Raw genomic sequence first — 23,167 nt, 5'->3', positions numbered from 1 at the left:
CGGCCTCCTCATGAACGACCACGATATTTCAGCCTCACGCGAAAAGTACGCCCAACTGCACCAGGGCGCCGACGCCGTCGCGAGGTATGAGCGCAAGCTCGGCAACCGCATTGATGTGCTGCGCGACGAAATCGAGGTGCAGACGCTGGCGCCCTTGCTCAAGGGCACTTTGTTCGACTGCACCATCGGCATTGGCCGGTTGATCGGCAGGCTGCCCGGAGTCACCCGCTACGACGGCATGGACCTTTCCGCCGAATTTGTGGAGCATGTGCGGCAGAAGTACCCCGCCTCGAATTTGCAGACCGGCGACCTGACGGCCGGCCTCCCGGTGGAAACCTCCTCTTATGACAACGTGATGTGCCTGCGTAGCCTCTCGGGCATTGGCGGGCTGGCAAAAATCCTTCCGGAGATGCTGCGGGTCACACGCCCTGGCGGGCTGATGGTGTTCGACTACGGCCGCAAACCCACTCTGACAGTGGTCAAGGGGCAAAAAATGATTCTGGATGGCGATGACCTCGCTGCGGTGCTCAAGCAATTGGATGCCTCCGTCGTCACCCGGGTCCGCCTGGATGCCACATTGACGCGGGCAAAGATTTACCTCAGGGTGTTCCGTTTTCTGACCGGTCCCCGCGGCCATATGGTCTCGGACCAGATGCTGCTGAAAGCCGAGCGACTGACGGCCCCGCTGCTGTGGCAGCGGGAAATCATCGTGCTGCGCAAGCACGGCGCCCACTGACATTCATGGCGCAACAGCCTCCATCGCAAGCTCTTTTCGCGGTACTGGAGTACGGAGAGTTTCCCGAGTTGCTCCGGATCGCGGAGGCCGGACGGAGTTCCCTCGGCGCCCCGCCCCTGTTCTTCTTCGCCAAGCGCAGCTACCGCCGGCTTGCGGCCGACAGCGCGGAAGTGGTCGCGCGCGGTTTCCAGTGGCTGGACGCGGACGGCCGTTTGCACGAGGCCGCCGCTCCGGCCGACGCGCCTATCGCTCCCGCGGGCACGACGTTCGCGGCCATCACTGCCGCGCCCGCGCAGTTGCCTGAAGGCGAGCCCAACCGTTCTGCGGGACGCAAGATGCTTTCAGTGGGATTGATCCCGCTGTTCGCGGCCTCCAGCTTCCTGACGGACATGATGGGCGCGGCCAGGAACGTGGGCCGGGAAATCGCGAATTTTTCGCGCGACGGCCGCCGCTTTCGCCAACGCTACCAGGCGCTTTTGCGCATTCTTCAATCGCGCAAGCCTTCGCTGCTGGTGGTAGGCCAGGATGGCGTGGGAAGCGACCTTTCTTTTTTGCTGATCGCCGCGGGCAAGCTGGGCATTCCGCGTCTCATCGCGCCCTTTGCCATGTTTTCGCTGCAGGAAACCGCCGATTACGCCAGGGCGCGGCCGGACCATGATGCCGCGACGGGCGCATTGAACCGCCTGGTGGCCAGGATGTATCCCCATTGGGTGCTGCGGCAGGACGGCCGCAGGGTGCTGCGGTTCCCCGGCTACAGGGCGCTGGCGCTGGAAACCAGCGGGCTGGTTCACGGTAAACCCTGGACACCTTTGTCCGAGCCCTGCGAGGCAGTGACCGCGGATTCAAAGGTCGCCGCCGACACACTGCAAGCGCTGGGGCTGCAGGGGTCGCGGCTGCATGTCATCGGCTCTCCTGTTCAGGACCTGTTGGCGCGCAAGCTCGCTGCAAGCCGTGAATTGCGCGAACGGCTCGGCCGGGTCCACGGATTTGATCCCGACAAGCCGCTGCTCATCTGCGGCTGGCCGGTCAACATGTTTGCCTGGCTGTCCGGCCGGCCGATCTCCTTTGCCAGCTACGAGGAACTTGCGTCGTTCTGGGCCCAGGCGCTCAGGCAGGCGGCCTTGCGGCATGGCGTCAATGTCATCGTCAGCGTGCACCCCAAAACGCTGGATGAAGAGTATCTTGCCGCTCGTGCCCAAGGGCTGGCCTGCCAGCGCGGCGGCGTTGAAGACCTGATCGCCGCCTGCGACGCGTTCACGACGCTCAACGGCTCGTCCATCACTTCATGGGCCATTGCCTGCGGCAAGCCGACCTTGCTGTTCGACTGCTTTTTGACGCGCTACCGCGATTTCCTGGAGGTACCGGGGTGTATCAATGTGGAGTCGGGGCAGGATTTTTCGGCGGAACTCCAGAGGATCTGCGGGGACGCCGCGTGGCGTGAAAGCCTGGCACAGAAAATGGCGGCTGTTTCCGCCGATTGGGGCCGGCTTGACGGCCAGGCCGGCGCCCGGCTTGAAAAACTGCTGGCGCAGATTGTTTCGCGAGGCCCGCTTTGAAACGTGTTTTTTACATCGAGTGCGCGGGCGCTGTCTGGCGCTCCATCGCAGACCATTGCAGCCAGAAGGCGGCCTGGCAACCCGTGTTGTGGACGGCGCCCGCGGACGACGGTCCGGCGGTTTCGGGCCTGGCCCCGGATGCGGTGTTTATCGCCGGCCCCGACGCCACGCTTGGCACGCCCGACCAGACCGCTCCCTGGCCCCTGCCCGCCCTGGACCCCGGCTTGCTGGCGGCACTCGCTGATGCGGAAATCACCGCGCTGCACATGATGGACCGGATGGACATCGCCGGGGGCAAGGGTTTTACCCACGACCAGCGCCGGCGGCATTACTACCGCCTGCTTCGCTACTGGCTGGGCGCGCTGGAGGCGCTGAAGCCGGATCTGATTGTTTTCTCGATTTCGCCCCACATCGTTTTTGACTACGTGCTGTTCGCGCTGGCCCGCCACCTCGGCATCGCCACGGTGATGTTCGAACGCCTGGGCATGCCGGGATGGGTGTTCCCGATCGAAAGCTTCACGCAGGGCTCCGACGCATTGCGTGCAGCCCTCAAGGAGCGCCCCAGTGCGCAAGCCTCGGAGCTGCCGGGGGACTTTCAAAAGTGGTTTGTGAACTCCACCCAGGGCCAGGCCGACGTGCCGGCCAACTATCAAAAGAAGCTCGCCCGCTACGGCCTGCAGGGGCGCGCGGCCACCCCCCCGCTGGGCCGAGCCGTGTTCTACGAATTGCGGCGCGCATTGAATCTCTGGCGCAAGTATGGTTTCGGCCCCATGCGCAACTCCTACATCCGCTCCGCGTCCTATCCGCACGAACGCGCCGGCTGGACGGAAACATTGCTGGCCCGCCTGCGGGGCCTGCTCCTCAAACGCAAGCTGATGCGGCGGTATGACGCGCTGTGCCGGCCGCTCGAAGCCGAACAGGATTATGTTTTCCTGGCGCTGCACTACCAGCCGGAACGGGCCACGGTGCCCCTGGGCGGCGTGTTCGGCGACCAGACCCTGATCGTCGACATGCTGGCCAAAACCCTGCCCCAGGGATGGAAACTCTACGTGAAAGAGCACCCCTGGCAGCTGCAGCCCTTCGGCTGGGGCGAAATGCAGCGCACTGAAGAGTTCTACGACGCCATCGCCGGCTACCCGAATGTGGTGCTGGTGCCGCGCGACGTGGAAACTTCGGAGATGGTTTCCGGGGCAAAAGCCGTTGCAACCGTCACCGGCAGCGTCGGCTGGGACGCCATGTGCAAAGGGATTCCGGTGCTGCTGTTCGGCGCGGCTTGGTACCGGGACGGCGCGGGCGCGCTGCCCGTCGATTCGATCGCCTCGCTGTCAAATGCTCTCTCTCGCATTTCGGACGGCTGGAAGCCGCGAAGGGATGCCGTCGCGGCGCTTTGCCTGGCGTTTTCGCGCATCTGCCTGCAGGGCGTGCTGGAGCCGGAACTGGAACAGGCGGAGCATCTCGCGCATGGCGATGCGGCACAGGCGATGAGCGACGGCCTGGTTGCTTTCGTGGATGCGCGCCATCCATGAGCGACGCCGGCAGCCACGTCTATCTGCTTTGCAGCCGCCGGCCCATCGTCGCGGAGTTCTGTCTGCTCGCGGAGCAACTGTCAGTCCACGGGTACAAGCCGGTCCTGGTTGTGCCCAACGGCCTGTGGCACTTGCTGCCCAAGCCTTTGCCGCCGGGCGCCGAATTGGTTGGCACAAATGGCCAAGCCTGGCGCCGGGCCGGCATGCTCCCTTGGGCGACCTACGTCGCCTATGCCGTAGTGCGAAGGCTGGGGCGCCTGGCAAGGCAATTGGGCTTGCAGCTCGCCGCGGATTTCATGGATACATCGGAGGCGATTGCCCGAGGCCGAAGCTTTGCCCGTCGCATCCTGAAGCTGGGCAGCCAGGGAGCCGCGGTACTGACCGCCGACGACCGCGACATTCGGGTGGACCAGGGCATTCTTTCCGAGGCGGCCCGGCTGGGCATGCTGACGCTGTCGGTCGCATTCGGAAAATCCGACGTGGCCACCGATGCCTTCAGGCGGTCAAGCATCTCGTACCAGCTTTCGGAGCAGCCTTGGAAACGCCTCAAAGCTTCTATTGCGCGCAGTTATCCCCAGGGCGTTCGATCGGATGAAAGCGGACGGCAAGTACTGTTTTTCAGGCCCGGTGAATATCTGGCACTGCGCCGCTACGGCCTTCTTTTTCCGGCGCCCTGGTCTTATGGCGGCGGGACAGCCGACAAGGTGAGCGCGACTGACGAAGCCGCAGCCACGACGATGCAGCAGTTGGGCGTTCCTGGGGACAAAATCGCCGTGATCGGACAATGCAGCCATGACACCTTGTGGCGCGTGGGTCAGGATCGCCAGCGCATACGCGGGCAGCTCGACGCGAAGTACGGCTTTTCGCCCGCTGAGGCACTGGTGCTGGTTGCCCTGCCTCCGCTCAGCGAACACGGCCTGACCGATGACAAGCTCCAGCAAAGCGAGACAGCCTTTCTTTTCGAGACCATGGCTCGCCTGAATGGAAAAAACGTGCTGGTGTCTCTTCATCCTCGGCAGGAGCCGGCCGCTTACCAGGCCTTGGCCGACCGCTTCGGCCTGACGATTGCCACAGAAGCCCTGCGCGAGATCCTGCCGGCGGCACAATTGTTCGTGGCGTATTCCAGCACCATCTCATGGGCACAACTGCTCGGCATTCCTTCCGTCGCGCTTGAGTATTACGGCTTTGGCTACACCCTGTTCGCAAGCGAGCCCGGTGTTGAATCGGCCCTGACCCGCGAGTCCCTGTATTCCCTGTGCGAGACCTGCTTGAAGGACGACAAGCTGCGACTATCCATGGCGCAGGCCATGTCGCAGATGCCGGCGCGCAGCCTGTTTGATGGGGAGGTCTGCATGCGCCTGGTCCGCCTGATAGGCAGTGCCAAAGAGGGGCCGACGCATCCGGGCGCCGCCAGCCAGCAACAAACCGGCTGACATGGCAAAGTGCGCCGTCCTCGCCTCCCGCCAGGCCATGCTCGAAGATGCCCGCGCCGTCATGGCTGCGGCCGTCCGCAACGCATGGCCTGAACCGACGCTGATCCTGGGTGGGGAACTCGCGGCCCTGACCCCGGCCGCCGAGGGCGACCCCGACGCATTGCGTACCGTGCAGCCGGATCGCTCACACCGGCGGCGCCAACGAAAAAATCCGCTGCTGCGCATAGGCCTTTTGCGCAGCATCTTCACACTCCTGGAGATTTCCCGGTGCCGCCGTGAGGTTGCCCGGCAACTGGAGGCGCTGCGCCCCGACGTTCTGGTGGTTTTCGAGGACAGGGTGCTCCACCCCGAGATGGTGTGGCTTGACATCGCGGCCCGCCGCGGCATTCCGGCGCTGCTGGTCAGGTATGCCTCTTCTTCCGCCGAAAGCGATGCCTGGACCCGGCGGGGGAAAACCGCCTACGCCCTGGAGCTCGGGGTGCTGGCCTGGGCGCGGCGCTGCTTCGCGCATTTTTATCCCCGGCACGAACTGCGAACCGCTTGGGGCGGGCAGCTTTTTTACTCGCTGTGGGACAGCACCGCCCTGGCGATCGCAGGTATGGCCGACACGCAACCCTGGGTGGTGGGGGGCGGCAAGGTGGCCGCAGTCGCCGTCCAGGGCGAGGCAGACCGGCAGGAAGCCCTGTCGCTGTGCGATGACGCACCCCGGTTTCATGTCACGGGCCAGCCCTCATGGGACGGCATGGCCGCCCGTCGCCTCCAGGCGCGCAGCGCGCCGGCCGATGCCGCCGGCGGGCAGAAGCTGAAGCTGGTCTGTGCCCTGCCGCAATGGGGGGAGCACCTGCAACTGCCCTGGCCGGAACACATGGCCAGAATCGAGTCCCTGTTTGACATACTGCAAGCCACCCAGTGCGAAGTTTCACTGTCGCTTCATCCCAAGGCGTCCCGGGAAGTCTATGAACCCCTGGCGTCCCGCCACGGCCTGCGAGTGGCCGAGGCCTCCTTGTCTACAATATTGCCGGAAGCGGATATTTTTGTGGCCTCCTGGTCCTCGACGCTGCGCTGGTCGGCGATGCTGGGAATTGCATCCATTAATCTTGACTGGGCCGGCCAGAATTACGCGCTTTTTTCCGCACTGCCCTCGTTGCGCCTGTCGCATGGCCCCTCGGATTTGCCGCCTATGCTGGCCAAACTTGTTCATTCAGCGCAAGAGCGTTCGGCTTTGGGCGCCCAGTTGCGGCAGGAGTCCGTGGCGTACGGAAAAATCGACGGACAGGCCGGACAGCGGGTTTTTTCATTACTTTCGAATCTGACAAAAAGGCAGCCATGAGCAAAAAGGTATATGTAATCGCCGAGGTTGGCTCTGTCCACGACGGAAGTTTCGGCAATGCACAGCGCCTGATCGATGTGGCTGTCAGCTGCGGCGCCGATGCAGTCAAGTTCCAGACCCACCTGCCCGCGGCCGAAACGCTTCGCGATGCGCCCATGCCTTCCTATTTCAAGGGAGAGCCCCGCTTTGAATACTTTGCGCGCACGGGCTTCAGCCTGGAGCAGTGGAAAAAGCTTGCCCAGCACGCCACGGCAGGCGGCATCGAATTCATGTCCTCCCCGTTTTCGGCGGAAGCCGTCGAGATGCTGGAAGACATCGGCATCAGCCGCTACAAAATACCGTCCGGCGAAGTCTCGAACCTGCCCATGCTGGACGTCATCGCCAAAACCGGAAAACCGGTTTTCCTGTCTTCAGGCATGAGCTCCTGGGCTGAACTGGATGCCGCCGTGGCAACGATTCGCCGCCACCACAACAAGCTGTGGGTCATGCAGTGCACCTCTTCCTATCCCTGCCCGCCGGAGAATGTCGGCCTCAATGTGCTGGGCGAGATGAAGGCGCGCTGGGACGTGCCGGTCGGATATTCCGACCACTCCATGGAAAACAACGCCTGCCTGGCCGCTGTGGCCCTGGGCGCTACGGTGGTGGAGAAGCACCTCACCTTCAGCCGCGCCATGTACGGCTCGGACGCCAAGCACTCGGCGGAACCCGCGCAGTTCCTCTCGCTGGTGAAGGGAATCCGCGAAATCACGGCCATGCTGGAGAACCCGGTCGACAAAAACGACTTGAGCGCTTTCCGCGAAATGAAAGAGATTTTCGAGAAGAGCGTGGTGTCGACCCGTGACATCGCAGCCGGAAGCGTGATCACGCTTGAGATGCTGGGCATCAAAAAGCCCGGCTCCGGTATCCCGGCCGCCCGCCTGAACGAGGTGGTCGGCAGCGTCGCCAAAGTGGACATCAAGAGCGACACCCTGATCCGCGAAGCCGACCTGGTGGCTCGCCAGGCCTGAGTGCCCGGCGCAGCATCCCCTACATAACGAGGAATACCGAATGATCCCGATTTTTATTGGCTACGACCCCCGGGAGGCGGTTGCGTACCACGTGTGCAGCAACAGCATCGTGCGCCAGGTTTCACAGCCCGTGTCCTTGAACCCGCTGGCCCTGCGCAACCTCGGTTTTTATGTCGAGAAGCACACCGACGGCAGCAACCACTTCATCTACAGCCGCTTCCTGGTCCCGCACCTGATGGAGCACCGCGGCTGGGCCATCTTCATGGACGGCGACATGCTGCTGCGCGACGACATCACCCGCTTGTGGGAGCTTCGCGACCCGGCCAAGGCCGTGATGGTGGTCAAGCACGACTACAAGACGCGCATGACCGAGAAATACCTGGGGTCGAAAAACGAAAACTACCCGCGCAAGAACTGGTCGAGCGTGGTGCTGTGGAACTGCGAACACCCGGCCAACCGCGCCCTCACGCCGGAATTCGTTCAAGGCGCCACAGGCGCCCAATTGCACCGCTTCACCTGGCTGGACGACGAGCTGATCGGCGAGCTCCCCAAGGTCTGGAACTGGCTCCCCGACGAATTCGGCGCCAACCCCGACGCCAAGCTTCTTCATTTCACCCTGGGCACCCCCTGCTTTCACGAATTCGCCACGACGCCCATGGCGGACGAATGGCACAGGGAGAGAATGCTGATGGACTATTCACTTCAACGCGTTGTTCCACAACCGTAACTCAATCATGAAAAGAAAAATTTGTGTCGTTGTCGGCTCGCGGGCCAACTACAGCAGCATCAAGGCCGTCATGCGCGCCGTCGCCGCGCATCCCGCGCTGGAGCTTCAGGTTGTTGCCGGGGCCTCCGCGCTCCTGGACCGTTACGGCGCGGTCGTCGACATCATGGAGAAGGACGGCTTCAACATTGACGCCCGCCTGTTCATGCTGGTGGAGGGCGAGACGCCGGCCACCATGGCCAAGTCCACCGGGCTGGGCCTGATCGAGTTGCCGACCATCTTCGAGCGGCTGCAGCCGGACGTGGTGCTGACCGTCGGCGACCGTTTTGAAACCATGGCGACCACGCTGGCCGCTGCCTACATGAATATCCCGCTCGCACACACCATGGGCGGCGAAGTGTCGGGCAACATCGACGAAAACATCCGCCACGCGATCACCAAATTCGCGACCATCCACTTTCCCGCCTCGGAAGACGCCCGCAACCGCATCATCAAGCTGGGCGAGCAACCCGATACCGTGCACAACGTGGGCTGCCCGCGCATGGACCTGGTGGCGGGTTTTCTGCGGGACGAAACCGAAGTCAGCAACCAGCTGCTGAGCGAAGGCGTCGGCAGCAGCTTTGACGTCAAAGGCGATTTCCTGCTGGTGTCGCAGCACCCGGTCACGGGCGAATACGGCAGCGGCGAGCGGCAGGTCGCGGCGACACTGGGCGCCTGCCTTGAGCTGGGCATGCAGACCCTGGTGCTGTGGCCCAACGCCGACGCCGGCTCCGAAGATGTCGCGCGCGGCATTCGCAAGTTCCGCGAGCAGCACCCGGACGCGCCTTTCAGGTACGTGAAAAACCTCCCGCCGGAAATCTACATGCCGCTCATGGCCCGCACGCGCTGCCTGATCGGAAACTCCTCAAGCGCCATTCGCGAGGGCGCCTTTATCGGAACGCCCGCCGTCAACATCGGCTCACGCCAGACGGCGCGGGAGCGCGGGCAGAACGTGATCGACGCCGGCTACACCCAGGCCGAAATCCTGGCGGCCATCCGTGACCGCCTGAAGACGGGGCGCCTGCCCTCGAATCCCATCTACGGCGACGGCCATGCCGGGCCGCGTATCGCCGAGATCCTGGCGACCGCGACGTTCAACATCAACAAAGTCATCACGTACTAAACACGTACCTAGCCGTACGAAAAAGCAGGGGGAGCCGGTTATGCAAATGCTTGAGCGAGGCGCTGTCGCCGACGAGTCTTCGATCGCCGAAGGCGTAGAGCGCCTGAAGCCGTGGCGCTATGGCCACAGCAACGGCCGCAGCGCACCCATCGAAGGGGATGCAAGCATCGCGGCCATCGAGCGAAATTTCGATTCGCGCGCCGAGTTGGCGGCGATGTTTGAATCGGTGCTGGACGGCCGTAGCGCGAGTGAATTGCGGGTGCTCGACATGGGCTGCCTGGAAGGCCACTATACGGCGCTGATTGCCAAAATGGGCTTCAAGGAAGTCGTGGGCATCGACATCAGCGACGAGCATTTGCGCCGGGCCGAATTCCTGCTGGGCCAATACCATGGCTTTAGCAACTACAAGCTCGTGCACTGCGCCGCCACCGACATCGAAGGAATCAGGTCGCTGGGGAAATTCGACATCATTCTTTGCCACGGCCTGCTGTACCACCTGAAAGACCCGCTGCTGGTGTTCGACATGTTCGAAGAACTGGCCGATCCCGCCAAGCCACTGATTGTTTTGCTGAACACGCAATTCAAGGGAGATTTTTTCAACCTGGTGACGCGCTCGCCGCTCGGAGAACTGCAGGTGAAGTTTTCCATGGATGCGTCCAGCTCGGTGGCCGGGAAATACCTGTACTCGCCGAAAGACCAGTCCGTCTTCGAGCGCTTGTCTTTGCGCCTGAACCCGGCGGCGCTGCACGCGACGCTGCAGCAATACGGCTACCAGGAAGTCGCGTCGCTCGACACCCCGCGCGGCACGCTGTTCGGCTATTCCATGAATCTCATTTGCCGAAAGGCCCCCAGTGGCAGCGCGCCTCGCGCCTTGTCCTGGCTGAATGGAGAAAAGCTGCGCCCGGTATCCGTGAGCGCCGGCGTTTGGCATGGCCGGTCGGTCGACGGGTTTCACTTCGACAACAACCTGCTGATCCGCGCATGGCTGGGCCTGGACTGGTTTTTCCGCAAGGCGATCCACGTCATCACGGTCCGCCGGAAAATACGCTACCGGGCCAAAATCCGGTGATACCCGGCACCGGCCGGTGCACGCCATCCGAGCAGACAAGGACGACCCATTCGTTTCCCCCATGTCCATGAGCCCATTGCGCATCGCCGCTGTGATCCCGGCCCGGGGCGGATCAAAAGGCATTCCCTATAAGAACCTCGCCGACCTCGGCGGGCGGCCGTTGATCGCCTGGACCATCGCCGCGGCGAAAGCCGCGTTGGGGCTTGATCGAATCGTGGTGTCGACCGACGACGAACGGATCGCGGCGGCGGCGGCGGCGCATGGCGCCGAGGTTCCCTTCCTGCGGCCGGCTGAATTTTCGGGCGACAGCGCGCCGGCGCTCGACGTGATTGCCCACGCGCTCAAGGAACTCAAGGCGCGTGACGGTGCGCCTTACGATGCGGTGGCTTATCTGCAACCCACCTCGCCATTTCGCAGCGCTGCCCAGCTCACGGAGGCGATTGCCCTGTTCGCCCGGGAAAGGCCGGACACCCTGGTGAGCGTGACGGCCGTGCCGCACAACATGGTCCCGTCTTCCCTCATGCATCCCCTGGCGTCTTCGGCGCCGCTGTTGCTGCAATCCCCGGCCGGGCAAAAATTGCGGCGCCAGGAAAAGGAAAAACTGTTCGCCCGAAACGGCCCGGCGATCCTGATTGTTTCCGCCGGCGATGCACAAGTGCGCGGCCGGCTGTACGGGGAGCGCGTGCTGGGCTTTGAGATGGACCGCCTGTCATCGCTGGACATCGACGACCCCATCGACCTGGAGATGGCAAGGCACCTGCTTCCGCTGCTGCAACACTCATCCGGCCCCGCCCTGTGAGCAGTTCCCGCATGCTGACCAATACCGCCTGGAACCTGGCGGGGCTGGGTGCGCCCATCCTGGCGGCGGTTGTGGCCATGCCCTTGCTGATCAGCCAGCTGGGCGATGCGCGGTTCGGCATCCTCGCGCTCGGCTGGATGGTCACCGGCTATTTCGCCCTGTTCGATTTCGGGGTTGGCCGGGCCACGACGCGCAGCATGGCGGCCCTGCGCCAGGCCGCGGCCGGGGGTGAACATGCCAGCGTCTTCTGGAATTCTTTTTACGTGCATGCCGCGCTGGCAGCGCTGGCAGGCCTGCTTTTCACCGTCGCGGTGCACTGGTTTGTCGACACCGCATTTGCCATCCCGCCGGCGCTGCGCGACGAGGCCTACGCGGCGTTTTACTGGCTGGCGTTCTCCGTGCCGGCGCTGGTGCTGGCGTCAGCCCTGCGCGGCCCGCTGGAGGCGGAGCAACGATTCGACCTGGTCAATGCGGTGAAGCTGCCGATCAGCGTGCTGAATTATTTGGCGCCCTTGCTGGCCTTGCAATTCACGCACCGCATCGACGCCGTCATCGCGGTGATCGCTTTGTCGCGCTGGCTGGCAACGCTGGCTTACGGCGAGCTTTGCCGCCGAGCCGTCCGGTTGCAACCGGGCCATCACGCGCCGCACAGGGACACGATCACGGCCTTGCTGAAGGACGGAGGCTGGCTCACCGTCACCAGCATCGCCGTTCCGGCCATCATGATGCTGGATCGCGGCCTGATCGCCCGGCTGGTATCCCTGGAAGCGGTCACCTACTATGTGGTGCCCTACGAAGTGGTCACAAAAATGTGGGTGCTTTCGGCAAGCCTGCTGGGAGCGGCTTACCCTTTGATGAGCGCCAGCAGGGGCCATGACCTGCACAGGCTTTGCGACCAGTCGCTGCGCTGGCTGCTGGTCACGGCAACGCCGGCGGCGCTGGTGGTGGTCGTGTTCGCCGAAGACCTGCTTCGCCTGTGGGTCGGCCCCCACATCGCCTTGCACGGAGCCCCGGTGATGCAGTGGCTTGCCGTAGGCGTCTGGATCAACATACTCGCGCAGGTGCCGTTGACGGCATTGCAGGCCTCGGGCCGCGCCCGCATCGTCGGCGGCGTGCAACTGCTGGAGCTGCCCCTTTATGCCGTGCTGGCCTGGGGCCTGATCCTGCGCTACGGCACGGCGGGCGCCGCCGCAGCCTGGGCGGTCAGGGCCGCGATCGAATGGGCAGCCCTGAGCTTCGCCCTCCATCGGGCCGAGGCCCAGCCGGGGCGCTGGCCGGGCATCTCCCCGGTCCGCTTGTCCCTGCTTTCTGCAACGATAATTGCAAGCGCTTTGACCGCCTACGCAACGCCACTTTCCGTCAAGTGCCTTCTCGCCCTGGTCCTCATCGCCGGCCTGATGGTTTGGCAGTGGCGCCACCTGCTGACGGCGCAGGAGCGCGGCAAGCTTCTTGCGCGTATCCCGCGGCGGACGGCCGCAAAGTAATTTCGCCATGAACAGCACGCCCCTTGTTTCCATCGTTGTGCCTGCCTACAACCACGCAGGCTATTTGAAGGAATGCATAGAAAGCATTCTTGCGCAGGACTATCCTCAAGTGGAATTGATCGTGCTGGACGACGGCTCGACCGACGCGACGCCGGGCATGCTTCGCGCTTACGGGGAGCGCTTCCGCTGGGAAAGCCAGGCCAACATGGGACAGTCGGCAACCCTCAACAAGGGCTGGGGTATGGCCAGAGGGGAGATCCTGGCCTACCTGAGCGCCGACGATGTCCTGCGGCCGCAGGCAGTGTCTGAAGCAATGGCGGTGTTGGCTTGCAGGCCGGAGATCGTCGCCACCTATAGCGATTTCGATCTGATCGACGAACATTCACGCTCCGTCAGGACAGTCGCCACGCGCGACTTTGACGCGAGGGACCTGGTGCTTGACCTGGTCTGCCAGCCGGGGCCCGGGGCATTCTTCCGGCGTGCAGCTTTCCTGCGGGCCGGGCCCTGGAATCCGGAGCTGCGCCAAAACCCGGACCTCGATTTCTGGTTGAGGCTTTCGCTGGTGGGAAATTTCCTGCGAATCCCCAAGGTGCTGGCGGGATTCCGTGTCCATGAAGGCTCTGCAACCTACCAGTCCACCAACATTACCAGGGCGGATGAACCGGTTTTGATGACTCGCCGCTTCGTTGCCACCCCGGGTTTGCCGGACTGGATAGTCGCGGCAAGTGACCGGCTGGTCGCCACAGGATACATCGCCAGCGCGCAGTTGCACTTGCGCGCCGGCCGCCCCTTCATGGCCTTGCAGAGGATAGGTTCCGCCATGCGCGCAAGCACGTCAACGCTGCTTTCCCTGCGGGCGGCGCATTTGCTGCTCAGCGCCTTGACAGGCCGTTTCTTCCACCGGGTCCGGTCCACCTGGGCGAGGTGGACTGCATGACGCGCCGGTATCCCCGCTCCGGTTTCCCAGGTAACACACCACGATGAAGATCACCGAGAGTTACCCCGGCCTGCTCTTTCTTCTGATCCTCGCGGTTTATCTGCCGGGGCTGGTTGCCGCCATGCGTGTTCCCAAGCTCGCGGCGATGCCCGTCGTGACATTCACCTTCCTGGGAATGTTTCTTTTTACCGCGGCGGGAAGCTGGCAGGTCATGACGCAGACGCACTACCTGCCCCGCATGACAAGCGAAGGCGTGTGGACGTCCGTCCCCGCCGGCACGCTGGGAAGCGGCCAGTTCGTGATCATGCTGCTGACGCAGGCATTGCTGTTCTATGCGATAGCCGGTCCCTACGTTTACCTCAAGAGGAACGCTGCGATGACGCCGCCGACGGCCGTACCGGCCGACGTTGTGCTGCGAAGAGTGCTCGCGCTGGCGATGGTGACCGTGCTGTTCCTGTATTACCTCAAGGTCGGCCGGTTCCTGCTGTTTGACCTACTTGCCGGCAAGATCAACCGGATCAACATCCTCGAGTTCCGGGCCTTGACCTATGGGCTGAAGGAGTACCCGTTCTTCCGCCTGGGATTCCTGGTGTTCCCCGCGCTTGTGGGCGCTTTGTCGATCGGCATCGCCTCCGCGCGGGGCCGCATCAGGTTTCATGACTTCCTGTGGATCGCCGCTTGTCTCGTTCCTCCTTTGCTGCTGGCCGAAAAAGCGGCCATCCTGAACATGTCGGCAGTGCTGTTTATCGCGTACGGCATCCACCTGGGCCTGCATGGGCGAGCCCTGGGCTCCGCGTTGAACGGCAAAACCCTTGCCGCCATCGCCCTGGCCTTCGTGCCGACGGCGGCGACCTACTTCATCTACTTCAATACCGCGAGCGACAGCCTGCGCGAAGTAGCCAGCCAGTTTCTTTTCCGGATAACCGGCGTCTATTCCCAGGCGCTGGCTGCGACGGTGGGATTTGTGGAAGCCCACGGCTACCTGCACGGGACAACGCTGCCGAACCTGAAGGGCTTGCTGCCGCACGAGCGCTTCAACCTTGAAACCGCGATGCAGCTCTTTCTCGGCGGCCTGGAGGTGAGCTCGCAGTCCGCGGTGGCGGGCGCGACACCCGTGCCCGCCACGGGCGAGGGGTACGTCAATTTCGGCTGGCCGGGCTTCGTGCTGTTCGGCGGAGTTTCCTTCCTGTGCATGGTCCTGATCCAGGAAGTGCTTTTGCGGCTCCGTGCAGGCGCGAGCGCCTGGGCGCTGTCGGCCTGGTACGGCTACCTCGGCTTCACGCTGTTCACCACCAGCCTTTTTGCCACTTTTATTTCATTGATCCACACCGTCGTCGCGGTGGGTGTCATTGCGGCATGGCATGTGACCGGGCGGCTTTTTGGCCGCAAGCAGCCATGAGCCACACCGGAACGGGAGCCGGAAAAAAAGTGCTGGTCGTGCTGCCATCGCCGCTGATGGCGCGCAACTTCCTTCGCACGGATATTTTTCGCCTTCTGGGGTCGGGCGAGGAGACCGAGATTACCGTGGTCTCTCCGAACCCGGATGATCGCGAGCTGGTTGAAAAAAGCGGGGCGAGGTGGCATCCCTACTTTCATCCCCGGCGTTCAAGGGTTGCGCAAGAACACGGGCTCCTGGCGCAGCTGTTAAGAGCCGGCCGCTACGGGCGCTACCTGGCCGGCCTGTTTTTGCACATGGGCCTCACATACCGCATCAACACGCTATCCGGTTTTGAGGGGTTCTCTGCGCGCCTGCGGCAGTCCTTCGGTCTGCGCAAAATCTACCTGCGGGAAGGGTTGCCCATGTCCCGCCTGTTTGGTTTCCCTTTCCCGAAAAGCCGGGCGCTGTATGGGTTTCTTTACCGTTGCTACTACGGGCGCTGGCAAAGCTTCGGTCCGGTCGAAAAACTCATGGCGCAAGTCAACCCGGACCTCATGATTTTGTCCATGGTGCAGACGCATATGGTCACGCCCTATGCGTTGGCGGCACGCCATCTCAAGGTGAGGGTCCTGGGCATCAACGGAAGCTGGGACCAGCCCACCACCAAGGGGCCGGTGTGCCCCGGCATTGAGCGCATCGCGGCCCAGAACGACATCGTTCGCGATGAATTGATTCGCTACCACCACATAGCTCCCGAAAAAATCAAGCCCATTGGCTGGCTGCAGATGGATGCCTATTTCCACCAGTCGCAGGTGCGGCGCGAAGAGGTACTGCAGCGCGCCGGGATCCCTGCTGCGCATCGCTACATCCTGTTTGCGGCCAATGCGCCCCGCTTGGGCCTGCACGAACCCGAGGTGTTCAAGCAGCTGGCGATGCAGGTGCAGGCGAATACCTTCGGCGCGGACGTCACCCTCGTCTGCCGCTGCCATCCCCAGGACCGCGACTGGCGCGCACGCTGGGGATGGGCATTGGCCATGGAGCGAGTCGTGGTAGACCCTCCCGACCTGGGGCCGCTCGACCACCTGGCCGCCATGGTTCGCCATGCGGGCGTGGTCATCGCCTCCGCGGGGTCCATCAACCTGGACGCCGTGGCGCTGGACACGCCGACCATCGGCCTTGCCTGGGAAGACCCGGCCCTGCCCTATTGGGACCGGCCGGCCCGCGCTTATGATCTTGAGCATTTGCGCGAGTTGCGCAACGAATCGGGAATGATGTTTGCCCGCGACCTTCCAGAACTGCTTGAGGCCTGTGCACGCTACCTTGCCGATCGGGGCGCCGACGCGCAAGGAAGAGAGCGGATCAGGCACCGATACCTGTATCGCCTTGACGGTGGCGCAGCGGCGCGCCTGGCCAACGAGGTCAAGGAGATGCTGGCATGACTCTTTTTGTCGTCACCGGAGCAAACGGTTTTATCGGCCGCCATCTGGTCGCCAGCCTGATTTCGGACGGGGTGCGGGTCAGGGCCTTGACCCGAAAGCAGCCGGACCCCAAAGACAGGATTCCCGGCATCGAATGGGTCGTCGGCGACACGAGCGATCGCCAGACCTGGGAAAGGCTGGTGGAAAAAGATTGCATCGTGGTCAACCTCGCCTTCTCCAACACCCGGGCAAGCGCTGCGGCCGTGGAAGCAACTGCCCAGATGGTCGAAGTCTGCGCCAACGCCGGAATTGCCCACCTGATTCATTGCAGCACGGTGTCGGTTTACGGCCGGGCGGATGAAACCATCCTGACCGAGAGCTCGCGCTGCACGCCCCTGGATGCCTACGGCCAGGTGAAGCTGCGCGTCGAACAGGTGCTTGCCGACAAGGTTCAAGGTAGATTTTCGGTGACCATCATCCGCCCCTCCGCGGTATTCGGCGAAGGCGGCGAAGCGCTGATCAAGTTGCTGGACGAATTGATCGAGGGAAGCCGAACCGTCAATTACCTGCGGTCTTCCATGTTCGGCGGGCGCAAGACCCACCTGGTTCCCGTGGAAACCGTGGTCGCAGCGCTCAGGTTCATCGGGGCCAGGCCGGGGCCCGATGGCATAGAGATGTTCATCGTGTCCGACGACGACGATCCTTTCAACAATTTTCGCGATGTCGAGCGGGTGCTCATGAATGAGCTGAAACTGCCGCCTTACCGCATCCCACGCCTTCCGCTCCCCCGCTTCCTGCTTGAGACATTGATGCGCATCATGGGGCGCGCGAACGTCAATACCCGCACGGAGTACCGCTGCGACAAACTGTCCCGCAGCGGATTCGTCAAGCCCGTGACGCTGAAAGCCGCGCTGCAACAATTTGCGGCCACGCACAAAGCCCTGCATGACAACAACATGCCATGAAGGTCCTGAACGTCAATCACCTCCTTGACCCGGAAACAGGAGGAGGAACCGCTGAGCGGACTTTCCAGGTCAGCCGTTTTTTGCAAAAAGCGGGCACCCAGACAAGCGTGCTGGCGCTCGACATCGGCCTGAATGCCGCCCGGCGCGATGAACTGGCAGGCGTGAAGGTGGTGGCGCTGCCTTGCCTGAACCGGCGGTATTTTGTGCCGTGGGCGTCACCGGGGCTCATCCGCGCTTTGGTTGCGGACGCGGACGTGGTCCATCTCTCGGGTCATTGGACGCTGCTCAACGCACTGGTGTACAAGTCCTGCCGCCGGCAAGGCAAGCCTTTTGTTTTCTGCCCCGCCGGAGCGCTTACGACTTTCGGCCGTTCGCTCAAAATCAAGCGCGCCTACGATGCATGGGTCGGACGCGAGCTGGCACAGTCCGCAGCGGCGTGTGTGGCCATTACCGACCAGGAGCGCGCCGACTTCGCCGCCTACGGGGTGCCGGCCGGGCGTGTGACAGTCATCCCCAACGGGATCGATGCCGGGCAGTACAACCGCGATGCGGATGCCGAACGCCGCATGCGCGAACGCCTGCGCATCGGGGCCGCGCCCTATGTGCTTTTCCTGGGCCGGCTTAACGCGATCAAGGGGCCGGACCTGCTCCTCCAGGCCTTTTCGATGGTCGCGGACCGCTTCCCCGAGTTCCACCTGGTTTTTGCAGGCCCGGATGGAGGCTTGCTGGCCTCCCTGATGGAAAGCGCAGGGCAGGCCCGCCTGAAAGAAAGAATTCATTTCCCCGGCTACCTGGCGGGATCGGACAAGATGGCGGCGCTGCGGGCCGCAACGCTGCTGGCCATTCCGTCACGCCGCGAAGCCATGTCCATTGTCGTTCTGGAGGCGGGTATATCCGGCACCCCCACCTTGTTTACCGATGCCTGCGGCCTGGAAGGGTTTGCGGCCCAGGGCGCCGGCACCATGGTGGAGGTCTCCGCTCCTGCGCTGGCCGCCGGACTGGCAGACTTGCTGGCTGATGAGAGCGCCAGACACGCGGCTGCCACTCGCCTGGAAGCCCTGGTGCGCGAAAAATACCTGTGGGACATGCAGGCGGAACGCTATCTGGCTCTGTATGAGCAGATCCTGGGCAAAGCGCGCACATGAGGGTGCTTGTCATCAGCCAGTACTTCTGGCCGGAAAACTTCCGGATCAACGACCTGGTTGAGGGATTGCTTGAGCGTTCGCACGAAGTAACCGTTCTCACCGGCCTGCCCAACTACCCCTCCGGCAAGCTGTTCCCGGGTTTTGGCTTCAAGGGGCCTTACACAGGCCGCTTCGGCGGCGCGCAAATCATCCGCGTGCCACTCGTTCCCAGGGGCAACGGCCGCGCCATCCGGCTTGTCCTGAACTACTTTTCATTTGCCCTGGCGGCAAGCATCGTGGGCAGCTGGCGCTGCAAAGGGCCCTACGATGCCATTGTGGTTTTCGAACCTTCACCGGTGACGGTCGGCATTCCGGCCCGGGTTGTTTCCAGTTTGAAAGGTGCGCCCATCCTGTTCTGGGTCCAGGATCTGTGGCCGGAAAGCCTCTCGGCCACCGGTGCGGTCAAATCGCCGCGTGTTTTGAACGCAGTTGCCGGGCTGGTACGCTGGATTTACCGGGGCTGCGCGAAAGTACTCGTCCAATCCGAAGCCTTTGTGCAGCCGCTGCTCGACCTGGGCGTCAACGCGGACAAAATCCGGTACTTTCCCAACAGCGCAGAAGCGATTTACCAGTCTCCGCCCCCCAGCCAGGCATGGAACGGCCCGCCCCTTCCTGCCGGTTTCCGGGTCATGTTCGCGGGAAATCTCGGGGCAGCGCAATCCCTCGAAACCATGCTAGCGGCAGCGGAAATCCTCCGCAGCCACCCCGACATCCACTGGATTGTTGTCGGGGATGGCCGCCTCGGGACGTGGCTCAAAGAGGAGGTGGCACGACGGCAACTGGGCGCGCAGATTCACCTGGTCGGGCAGTTTCCGCTGGCGGCCATGCCGCAGTGGTTTGCACAGGGCGACCTGATGTTTGCCAGCCTGCGCCGGGACCCGGTATTCGCCCTCACCATCCCCTCCAAGATCCAGTCCTACCTCGCCTGCGCAAAACCCATCGTCGCGGCCCTGGATGGCGAGGGCGCCCGCGTCGTCAACATCTCGGGCGCAGGCGTGGCCGTGCCCGCTGAAGACGCCCAGGGGCTTGCCGAGGCCGTGCTGAAAATCTATAAAATGGACGCTTTCGGACGCAAAGTATTAGGGGACAATGGTCGGAAGTACTATGAAAAGCACTTTGACCGTGAAAAGCTTCTTGACAAACTGGACGAGTGGCTGTCTGAAGTAAAAAAGAAATGACTGCCGGCGTACGCGGCTGATCCAGGACGGCCCAACGGCGTATTGACCGCCGCGCACCGTCCGGACCGCCACAGAGCCATCGGGATCCATCTTCGAATTTCAGCTGAAAGCGCACCGGAGGAAGGTCCTCATCCAGCACGCGTTCAGTTCAAGGCTGTTTTAACCTCGTGGCGCCTCATTTGGACTCCCGTCTTACATGACAGATCATATTCACCGCCTTCCTCAATTTTCGAGGCCGGAAAACCCAATCACCCGATGAGCACAGTACTGATTCTTGGCGCAAGCGGGATGCTGGGCAGCGCCGCCTTGCGGGTATTCGCGGAATCCGATGCGCACCACACCGTCGGCGCCATCCGGTCCAACGCCAGCAAGGCCCTGTTTCCGGCCAAACTGCGCAAGCACCTGGTGGTCGGGGGAGATGTCGAGAACCCCGATTCGCTGATCCAGCTGTTCCAGACCGTAAGGCCGCAGGTGGTGATCAACTGCATCGGCCTCATCAAACAACTCTCGCACGCCGGTGATGCGCTCAGCGCCATCCCGGTCAATGCACTCCTGCCGCACCGCATCGCGCGCCTGTGCGAGCTGGCGGGCGCGCGGCTGGTGCACATCAGCACTGACTGCGTTTTCTCGGGGAAAAAAGGCGCTTACCTCGAAAGCGATGCACCCGACGCGGAGGACCTGTACGGCCGCTCCAAGCTGCTGGGTGAGGTGGACTATCCGCACGCGATCACCTTGAGAACCTCCATCATCGGGCACGAGCTCGCCGGCGCCAACGGCCTGGTCGGCTGGTTTTTACAGCAGCAAGGCACGTGCAAAGGCTACAACAGGGCGATTTTCTCGGGTCTGCCCACCGTAGAACTGGCCCGCCTTATCCGGGACGTCGTTTTGCCCAGAGCCGACCTCCGCGGCCTCTATCACGTGGCATCGTCCCCGATCAACAAGTACGAGCTTCTGACCCTGGTCGCGAATGCTTACGGCAAAAAAATCGAGATCACGCCGGACTCACAGCTGGTGATCGATCGCTCACTGAATGCGCAGCGTTTCAACGCCGCCACCGGTTACGTCCCACCGGCCTGGCCAGATCTCGTTGAAACAATGCACCGCTACGAGGTATCCCGCGATGTTTGACAACAAAGTTCTCTTGATCACGGGTGGAACCGGGTCTTTCGGCAACACGGTGCTCAAGCGCTTCCTGGCGACGGACGTCAAGGAAATCCGGGTTTTCAGCCGCGACGAAAAGAAGCAGGAGGACATGCGGATCGAGCTCGGCAACGACAAGGTGAAGTTCTACATCGGCGACGTGCGCTCATGCGAAAGCCTTGAGCAAGCGATGGTCGGCGTTGACTATGTCTTCCACGCAGCAGCGCTCAAGCAGGTTCCTTCGTGCGAGTTTTACCCGATGGAGGCCGTGCGAACCAACGTCCTGGGCACCGAAAACGTCCTGAATGCCGCCATCGCTTCCGGTGTGAAACGGGTAGTGGTGCTGAGCACCGACAAAGCGGTCTACCCCATCAACGCGATGGGCATTTCCAAAGCCATGGCGGAAAAACTCATGGTGGCGCGCTCGCGCATGATTCCCGAATCCGGGCCTGTCATCTGCGCCACCCGCTACGGCAATGTGATGGCGTCGAGGGGGTCGGTCATCCCCTTGTTCGTGAACCAGCTCCGTGCCGGCCAGCCGCTGACCCTGACCGACCCGAAAATGACCCGTTTTCTGATGTCGCTCGAGGATTCCGTCGACCTCGTCCTGCACGCGTTTGAGCACGCCCAGCAAGGGGACATATTCATCCAGAAGTCTCCCGCGTCCACCGTTGCGGACCTGGCCCAGGCGCTGCAGGAGCTTTTCGGCCGGCAAGCCCCCGTGAACATCATCGGCACCCGCCATGGCGAAAAGCTGTATGAATCCCTGATTTCAAGGGAGGAAATGGCCAAGGCGCAGGACATGGGCCGCTATTACCGCATTCCCGCCGACAACCGCGACCTCAACTACAAGAAGTACTTTGTCGAGGGAGAGCAAAACATCTCGGACCTGGACGATTACACCTCGCACAACACCGAGCGGCTTGATGTGCCGCAAATCAAATCGGTGCTCCTGAAGCTGAGCTACATCCAGGAGATGCTTGGTGCTTAAAGTCATGACGCTGGTCGGCACCCGGCCCGAACTGATCAAGATGAGCCGGGTCATCGCCGAGCTCGACAAGCAGGTCTCGCATGTCCTGGTGCATTCCGGGCAAAACTACGATTACGAGTTGAACCAGGTCTTTTTCGACGACCTGGGCATCCGCAAGCCCGACTACTTTCTCGAGGCGGCCGGCGAGACGCCTGCGCAGATGATCTCCGAAATCATCGCCAAGGCCGATGCGGTCTTCGCCACGGAAAAGCCGGACGCGCTGCTTTTGTATGGCGACACCAACACCTGCCTCGCCGTGATCGCCGCCAAGCGCCGGAAGATTCCCGTGTTTCACATGGAGGCGGGCAACCGCTGCTTCGACCAGCGGGTGCCGGAAGAACTCAACCGTAAGGTGCTCGACCATCTGAGCGACATCAACCTGGTGCTGACCGAGCACGCCCGCAGGTACCTGCTGGCGGAGGGCATTCGCCCGGAAACCATCATCAAGACCGGCTCCCACATGGAAGAGGTGCTGGCGCATTACATGCCCGGCATTCTGGCTTCTACCGTGCTGGCGCGCGAGAATCTCACGAAGAACCAGTTTTTCATCGTGAGTGCGCATCGCGAGGAAAATGTCGACACGGCGGAAAACCTCGCCGATTTTCTGGACACCCTGCATGCGCTGGCGGACACTTACCAGTACCCGATCGTCGTTTCAACCCATCCGCGCACGCGCAAACGGCTTGAAGCCCTGGGGAAATCCCTGGACCATCCCTTGATCAGGTTTTCCAAGCCCTTCGGCCTGCTCGATTACATCCACCTGCAGATGGCGGCTTTCTGCGTCCTCTCAGACAGCGGAACGATCACCGAGGAGGCATCGCTGCTGAATTTGCCGGCAATTACAATCCGGAACGCCCACGAGAGGCCCGAAGGCATGGATGAGGGCACGCTGATCATGAGCGGCTTGAAGAAGGACCGTGTGCTGGATGCGATTCGCGTTGTGACGAACCAGCACGACCGCGAACACCGCGTGATGGCCGTGGTTCCCGACTATCAGGGCGGGGCGGTGTCCAAGCAGGTTGTCAGGATCGTGCTCAGCTATACCGATTACGTGAACCGGACCGTGTGGTCCCGGTAAGCACGGCGCCTCCTTTAGAACAGCCACCCGCCC

General features: G+C 62.8%; 20 protein-coding genes. All 20 read left to right on the top strand.

Annotated features, from left to right (window positions below; all coding sequences use genetic code 11):
• Positions 1 to 10 precede the first annotated feature (10 nt).
• The 20 genes from AC1DXS_RS10225 (at position 11) to wecB (ending at position 23,134) form a co-directional block, all read left to right on the top strand.
• The gene (locus AC1DXS_RS10225; RefSeq protein ID WP_477737401.1) at positions 11 to 736 is read left to right on the top strand and encodes a methyltransferase domain-containing protein; all 726 of its coding nucleotides are present in this window, start codon (positions 11 to 13) and stop codon (positions 734 to 736) included.
• A gap of 5 nt (positions 737 to 741) precedes the next feature.
• Positions 742 to 2,292 (top strand): hypothetical protein, encoded by a 1,551-nt coding sequence (locus tag AC1DXS_RS10220; protein WP_477737400.1) that lies wholly within the window; start codon positions 742 to 744, stop codon positions 2,290 to 2,292.
• Positions 2,289 to 3,818 (top strand): capsular polysaccharide export protein, LipB/KpsS family, encoded by a 1,530-nt coding sequence (locus AC1DXS_RS10215; protein WP_477737399.1) that lies wholly within the window; start codon positions 2,289 to 2,291, stop codon positions 3,816 to 3,818. The genes AC1DXS_RS10220 and AC1DXS_RS10215 overlap by 4 nt, the downstream gene beginning before the upstream one ends.
• Complete coding sequence (locus AC1DXS_RS10210) at positions 3,815 to 5,251, top strand: hypothetical protein (protein ID WP_477737398.1); 1,437 nt, start codon at positions 3,815 to 3,817, stop codon at positions 5,249 to 5,251. The genes AC1DXS_RS10215 and AC1DXS_RS10210 overlap by 4 nt, the downstream gene beginning before the upstream one ends.
• 37 nt (positions 5,252 to 5,288) lie before the next feature.
• Positions 5,289 to 6,581, top strand: a complete 1,293-nt coding sequence (locus AC1DXS_RS10205) for a hypothetical protein (RefSeq protein WP_477737397.1) — start codon at positions 5,289 to 5,291, stop codon at positions 6,579 to 6,581.
• Positions 6,578 to 7,588: an N-acetylneuraminate synthase family protein gene (locus AC1DXS_RS10200; RefSeq protein WP_477737396.1), complete on the top strand. Its 1,011-nt coding sequence runs from the start codon at positions 6,578 to 6,580 to the stop codon at positions 7,586 to 7,588. The genes AC1DXS_RS10205 and AC1DXS_RS10200 overlap by 4 nt, the downstream gene beginning before the upstream one ends.
• Positions 7,589 to 7,628: 40 nt before the next feature.
• Positions 7,629 to 8,315 carry a glycosyltransferase gene (locus AC1DXS_RS10195; protein WP_477737395.1) on the top strand — a complete coding sequence of 229 codons (687 nt, stop codon included), beginning with the start codon at positions 7,629 to 7,631 and terminating at the stop codon, positions 8,313 to 8,315.
• A 7-nt stretch (positions 8,316 to 8,322) separates the two neighbouring features.
• The gene (neuC, locus tag AC1DXS_RS10190) at positions 8,323 to 9,474 is read left to right on the top strand and encodes a UDP-N-acetylglucosamine 2-epimerase (protein ID WP_477737394.1); all 1,152 of its coding nucleotides are present in this window, start codon (positions 8,323 to 8,325) and stop codon (positions 9,472 to 9,474) included.
• Between the two features lie 40 nt (positions 9,475 to 9,514).
• Positions 9,515 to 10,543, top strand: a complete 1,029-nt coding sequence (locus AC1DXS_RS10185) for a methyltransferase domain-containing protein (protein ID WP_477737393.1) — start codon at positions 9,515 to 9,517, stop codon at positions 10,541 to 10,543.
• A 61-nt stretch (positions 10,544 to 10,604) separates the two neighbouring features.
• Positions 10,605 to 11,342 (top strand): acylneuraminate cytidylyltransferase family protein, encoded by a 738-nt coding sequence (locus AC1DXS_RS10180; protein WP_477737392.1) that lies wholly within the window; start codon positions 10,605 to 10,607, stop codon positions 11,340 to 11,342.
• Between the two features lie 11 nt (positions 11,343 to 11,353).
• Positions 11,354 to 12,826 carry a flippase gene (locus tag AC1DXS_RS10175; protein WP_477737391.1) on the top strand — a complete coding sequence of 491 codons (1,473 nt, stop codon included), beginning with the start codon at positions 11,354 to 11,356 and terminating at the stop codon, positions 12,824 to 12,826.
• A 7-nt stretch (positions 12,827 to 12,833) separates the two neighbouring features.
• Complete coding sequence (locus AC1DXS_RS10170; protein WP_477737390.1) at positions 12,834 to 13,763, top strand: glycosyltransferase; 930 nt, start codon at positions 12,834 to 12,836, stop codon at positions 13,761 to 13,763.
• A 43-nt stretch (positions 13,764 to 13,806) separates the two neighbouring features.
• A complete protein-coding gene (locus AC1DXS_RS10165; protein WP_477737389.1) occupies positions 13,807 to 15,162 on the top strand; it encodes a hypothetical protein in 1,356 nt (451 codons plus the stop codon).
• Positions 15,159 to 16,580 (top strand): hypothetical protein, encoded by a 1,422-nt coding sequence (locus AC1DXS_RS10160; protein ID WP_477737388.1) that lies wholly within the window; start codon positions 15,159 to 15,161, stop codon positions 16,578 to 16,580. Before AC1DXS_RS10165 ends, AC1DXS_RS10160 begins: the two co-directional genes overlap by 4 nt.
• Complete coding sequence (locus AC1DXS_RS10155; protein WP_477737387.1) at positions 16,577 to 17,524, top strand: NAD-dependent epimerase/dehydratase family protein; 948 nt, start codon at positions 16,577 to 16,579, stop codon at positions 17,522 to 17,524. The genes AC1DXS_RS10160 and AC1DXS_RS10155 overlap by 4 nt, the downstream gene beginning before the upstream one ends.
• The gene (locus tag AC1DXS_RS10150) at positions 17,521 to 18,669 is read left to right on the top strand and encodes a glycosyltransferase (RefSeq protein ID WP_477737386.1); all 1,149 of its coding nucleotides are present in this window, start codon (positions 17,521 to 17,523) and stop codon (positions 18,667 to 18,669) included. Before AC1DXS_RS10155 ends, AC1DXS_RS10150 begins: the two co-directional genes overlap by 4 nt.
• Positions 18,666 to 19,886: a glycosyltransferase family 4 protein gene (locus AC1DXS_RS10145; RefSeq protein WP_477737385.1), complete on the top strand. Its 1,221-nt coding sequence runs from the start codon at positions 18,666 to 18,668 to the stop codon at positions 19,884 to 19,886. The genes AC1DXS_RS10150 and AC1DXS_RS10145 overlap by 4 nt, the downstream gene beginning before the upstream one ends.
• Positions 19,887 to 20,141: 255 nt before the next feature.
• On the top strand, positions 20,142 to 21,014 hold the full coding sequence (locus tag AC1DXS_RS10140; protein WP_477737384.1) for a dTDP-4-dehydrorhamnose reductase family protein: 873 nt from the start codon (positions 20,142 to 20,144) through the stop codon (positions 21,012 to 21,014).
• Positions 21,007 to 22,017: a polysaccharide biosynthesis protein gene (locus AC1DXS_RS10135; protein ID WP_477737383.1), complete on the top strand. Its 1,011-nt coding sequence runs from the start codon at positions 21,007 to 21,009 to the stop codon at positions 22,015 to 22,017. The genes AC1DXS_RS10140 and AC1DXS_RS10135 overlap by 8 nt, the downstream gene beginning before the upstream one ends.
• A complete protein-coding gene (gene wecB / locus AC1DXS_RS10130) occupies positions 22,010 to 23,134 on the top strand; it encodes a non-hydrolyzing UDP-N-acetylglucosamine 2-epimerase (RefSeq protein WP_477737382.1) in 1,125 nt (374 codons plus the stop codon). Before AC1DXS_RS10135 ends, wecB begins: the two co-directional genes overlap by 8 nt.
• Positions 23,135 to 23,167: the final 33 nt, after the last annotated feature.

The organism is Polaromonas sp. P3_B1, assembly GCF_056402935.1.
This window is presented reverse-complemented; position numbering and strand designations above follow the sequence as displayed.

Bases quoted from the DNA above. Each gene is read 5' to 3' on its own strand.
- AC1DXS_RS10225 (WP_477737401.1), top strand. From the start codon at position 11: ATGAACGACCACGATATTTCAGCCTCACGCGAAAAGTACGCCCAACTG.
- AC1DXS_RS10220 (WP_477737400.1), top strand. From the start codon at position 742: ATGGCGCAACAGCCTCCATCGCAAGCTCTTTTCGCGGTACTGGAGTAC.
- AC1DXS_RS10210 (WP_477737398.1), top strand. From the start codon at position 3,815: ATGAGCGACGCCGGCAGCCACGTCTATCTGCTTTGCAGCCGCCGGCCC.
- AC1DXS_RS10205 (WP_477737397.1), top strand. From the start codon at position 5,289: ATGCTCGAAGATGCCCGCGCCGTCATGGCTGCGGCCGTCCGCAACGCA.
- AC1DXS_RS10200 (WP_477737396.1), top strand. From the start codon at position 6,578: ATGAGCAAAAAGGTATATGTAATCGCCGAGGTTGGCTCTGTCCACGAC.
- AC1DXS_RS10195 (WP_477737395.1), top strand. From the start codon at position 7,629: ATGATCCCGATTTTTATTGGCTACGACCCCCGGGAGGCGGTTGCGTAC.
- neuC (WP_477737394.1), top strand. From the start codon at position 8,323: ATGAAAAGAAAAATTTGTGTCGTTGTCGGCTCGCGGGCCAACTACAGC.
- AC1DXS_RS10185 (WP_477737393.1), top strand. From the start codon at position 9,515: ATGCAAATGCTTGAGCGAGGCGCTGTCGCCGACGAGTCTTCGATCGCC.
- AC1DXS_RS10180 (WP_477737392.1), top strand. From the start codon at position 10,605: ATGTCCATGAGCCCATTGCGCATCGCCGCTGTGATCCCGGCCCGGGGC.
- AC1DXS_RS10175 (WP_477737391.1), top strand. From the start codon at position 11,354: ATGCTGACCAATACCGCCTGGAACCTGGCGGGGCTGGGTGCGCCCATC.
- AC1DXS_RS10170 (WP_477737390.1), top strand. From the start codon at position 12,834: ATGAACAGCACGCCCCTTGTTTCCATCGTTGTGCCTGCCTACAACCAC.
- AC1DXS_RS10165 (WP_477737389.1), top strand. From the start codon at position 13,807: ATGAAGATCACCGAGAGTTACCCCGGCCTGCTCTTTCTTCTGATCCTC.
- AC1DXS_RS10160 (WP_477737388.1), top strand. From the start codon at position 15,159: ATGAGCCACACCGGAACGGGAGCCGGAAAAAAAGTGCTGGTCGTGCTG.
- AC1DXS_RS10155 (WP_477737387.1), top strand. From the start codon at position 16,577: ATGACTCTTTTTGTCGTCACCGGAGCAAACGGTTTTATCGGCCGCCAT.
- AC1DXS_RS10150 (WP_477737386.1), top strand. From the start codon at position 17,521: ATGAAGGTCCTGAACGTCAATCACCTCCTTGACCCGGAAACAGGAGGA.
- AC1DXS_RS10145 (WP_477737385.1), top strand. From the start codon at position 18,666: ATGAGGGTGCTTGTCATCAGCCAGTACTTCTGGCCGGAAAACTTCCGG.
- AC1DXS_RS10140 (WP_477737384.1), top strand. From the start codon at position 20,142: ATGAGCACAGTACTGATTCTTGGCGCAAGCGGGATGCTGGGCAGCGCC.
- AC1DXS_RS10135 (WP_477737383.1), top strand. From the start codon at position 21,007: ATGTTTGACAACAAAGTTCTCTTGATCACGGGTGGAACCGGGTCTTTC.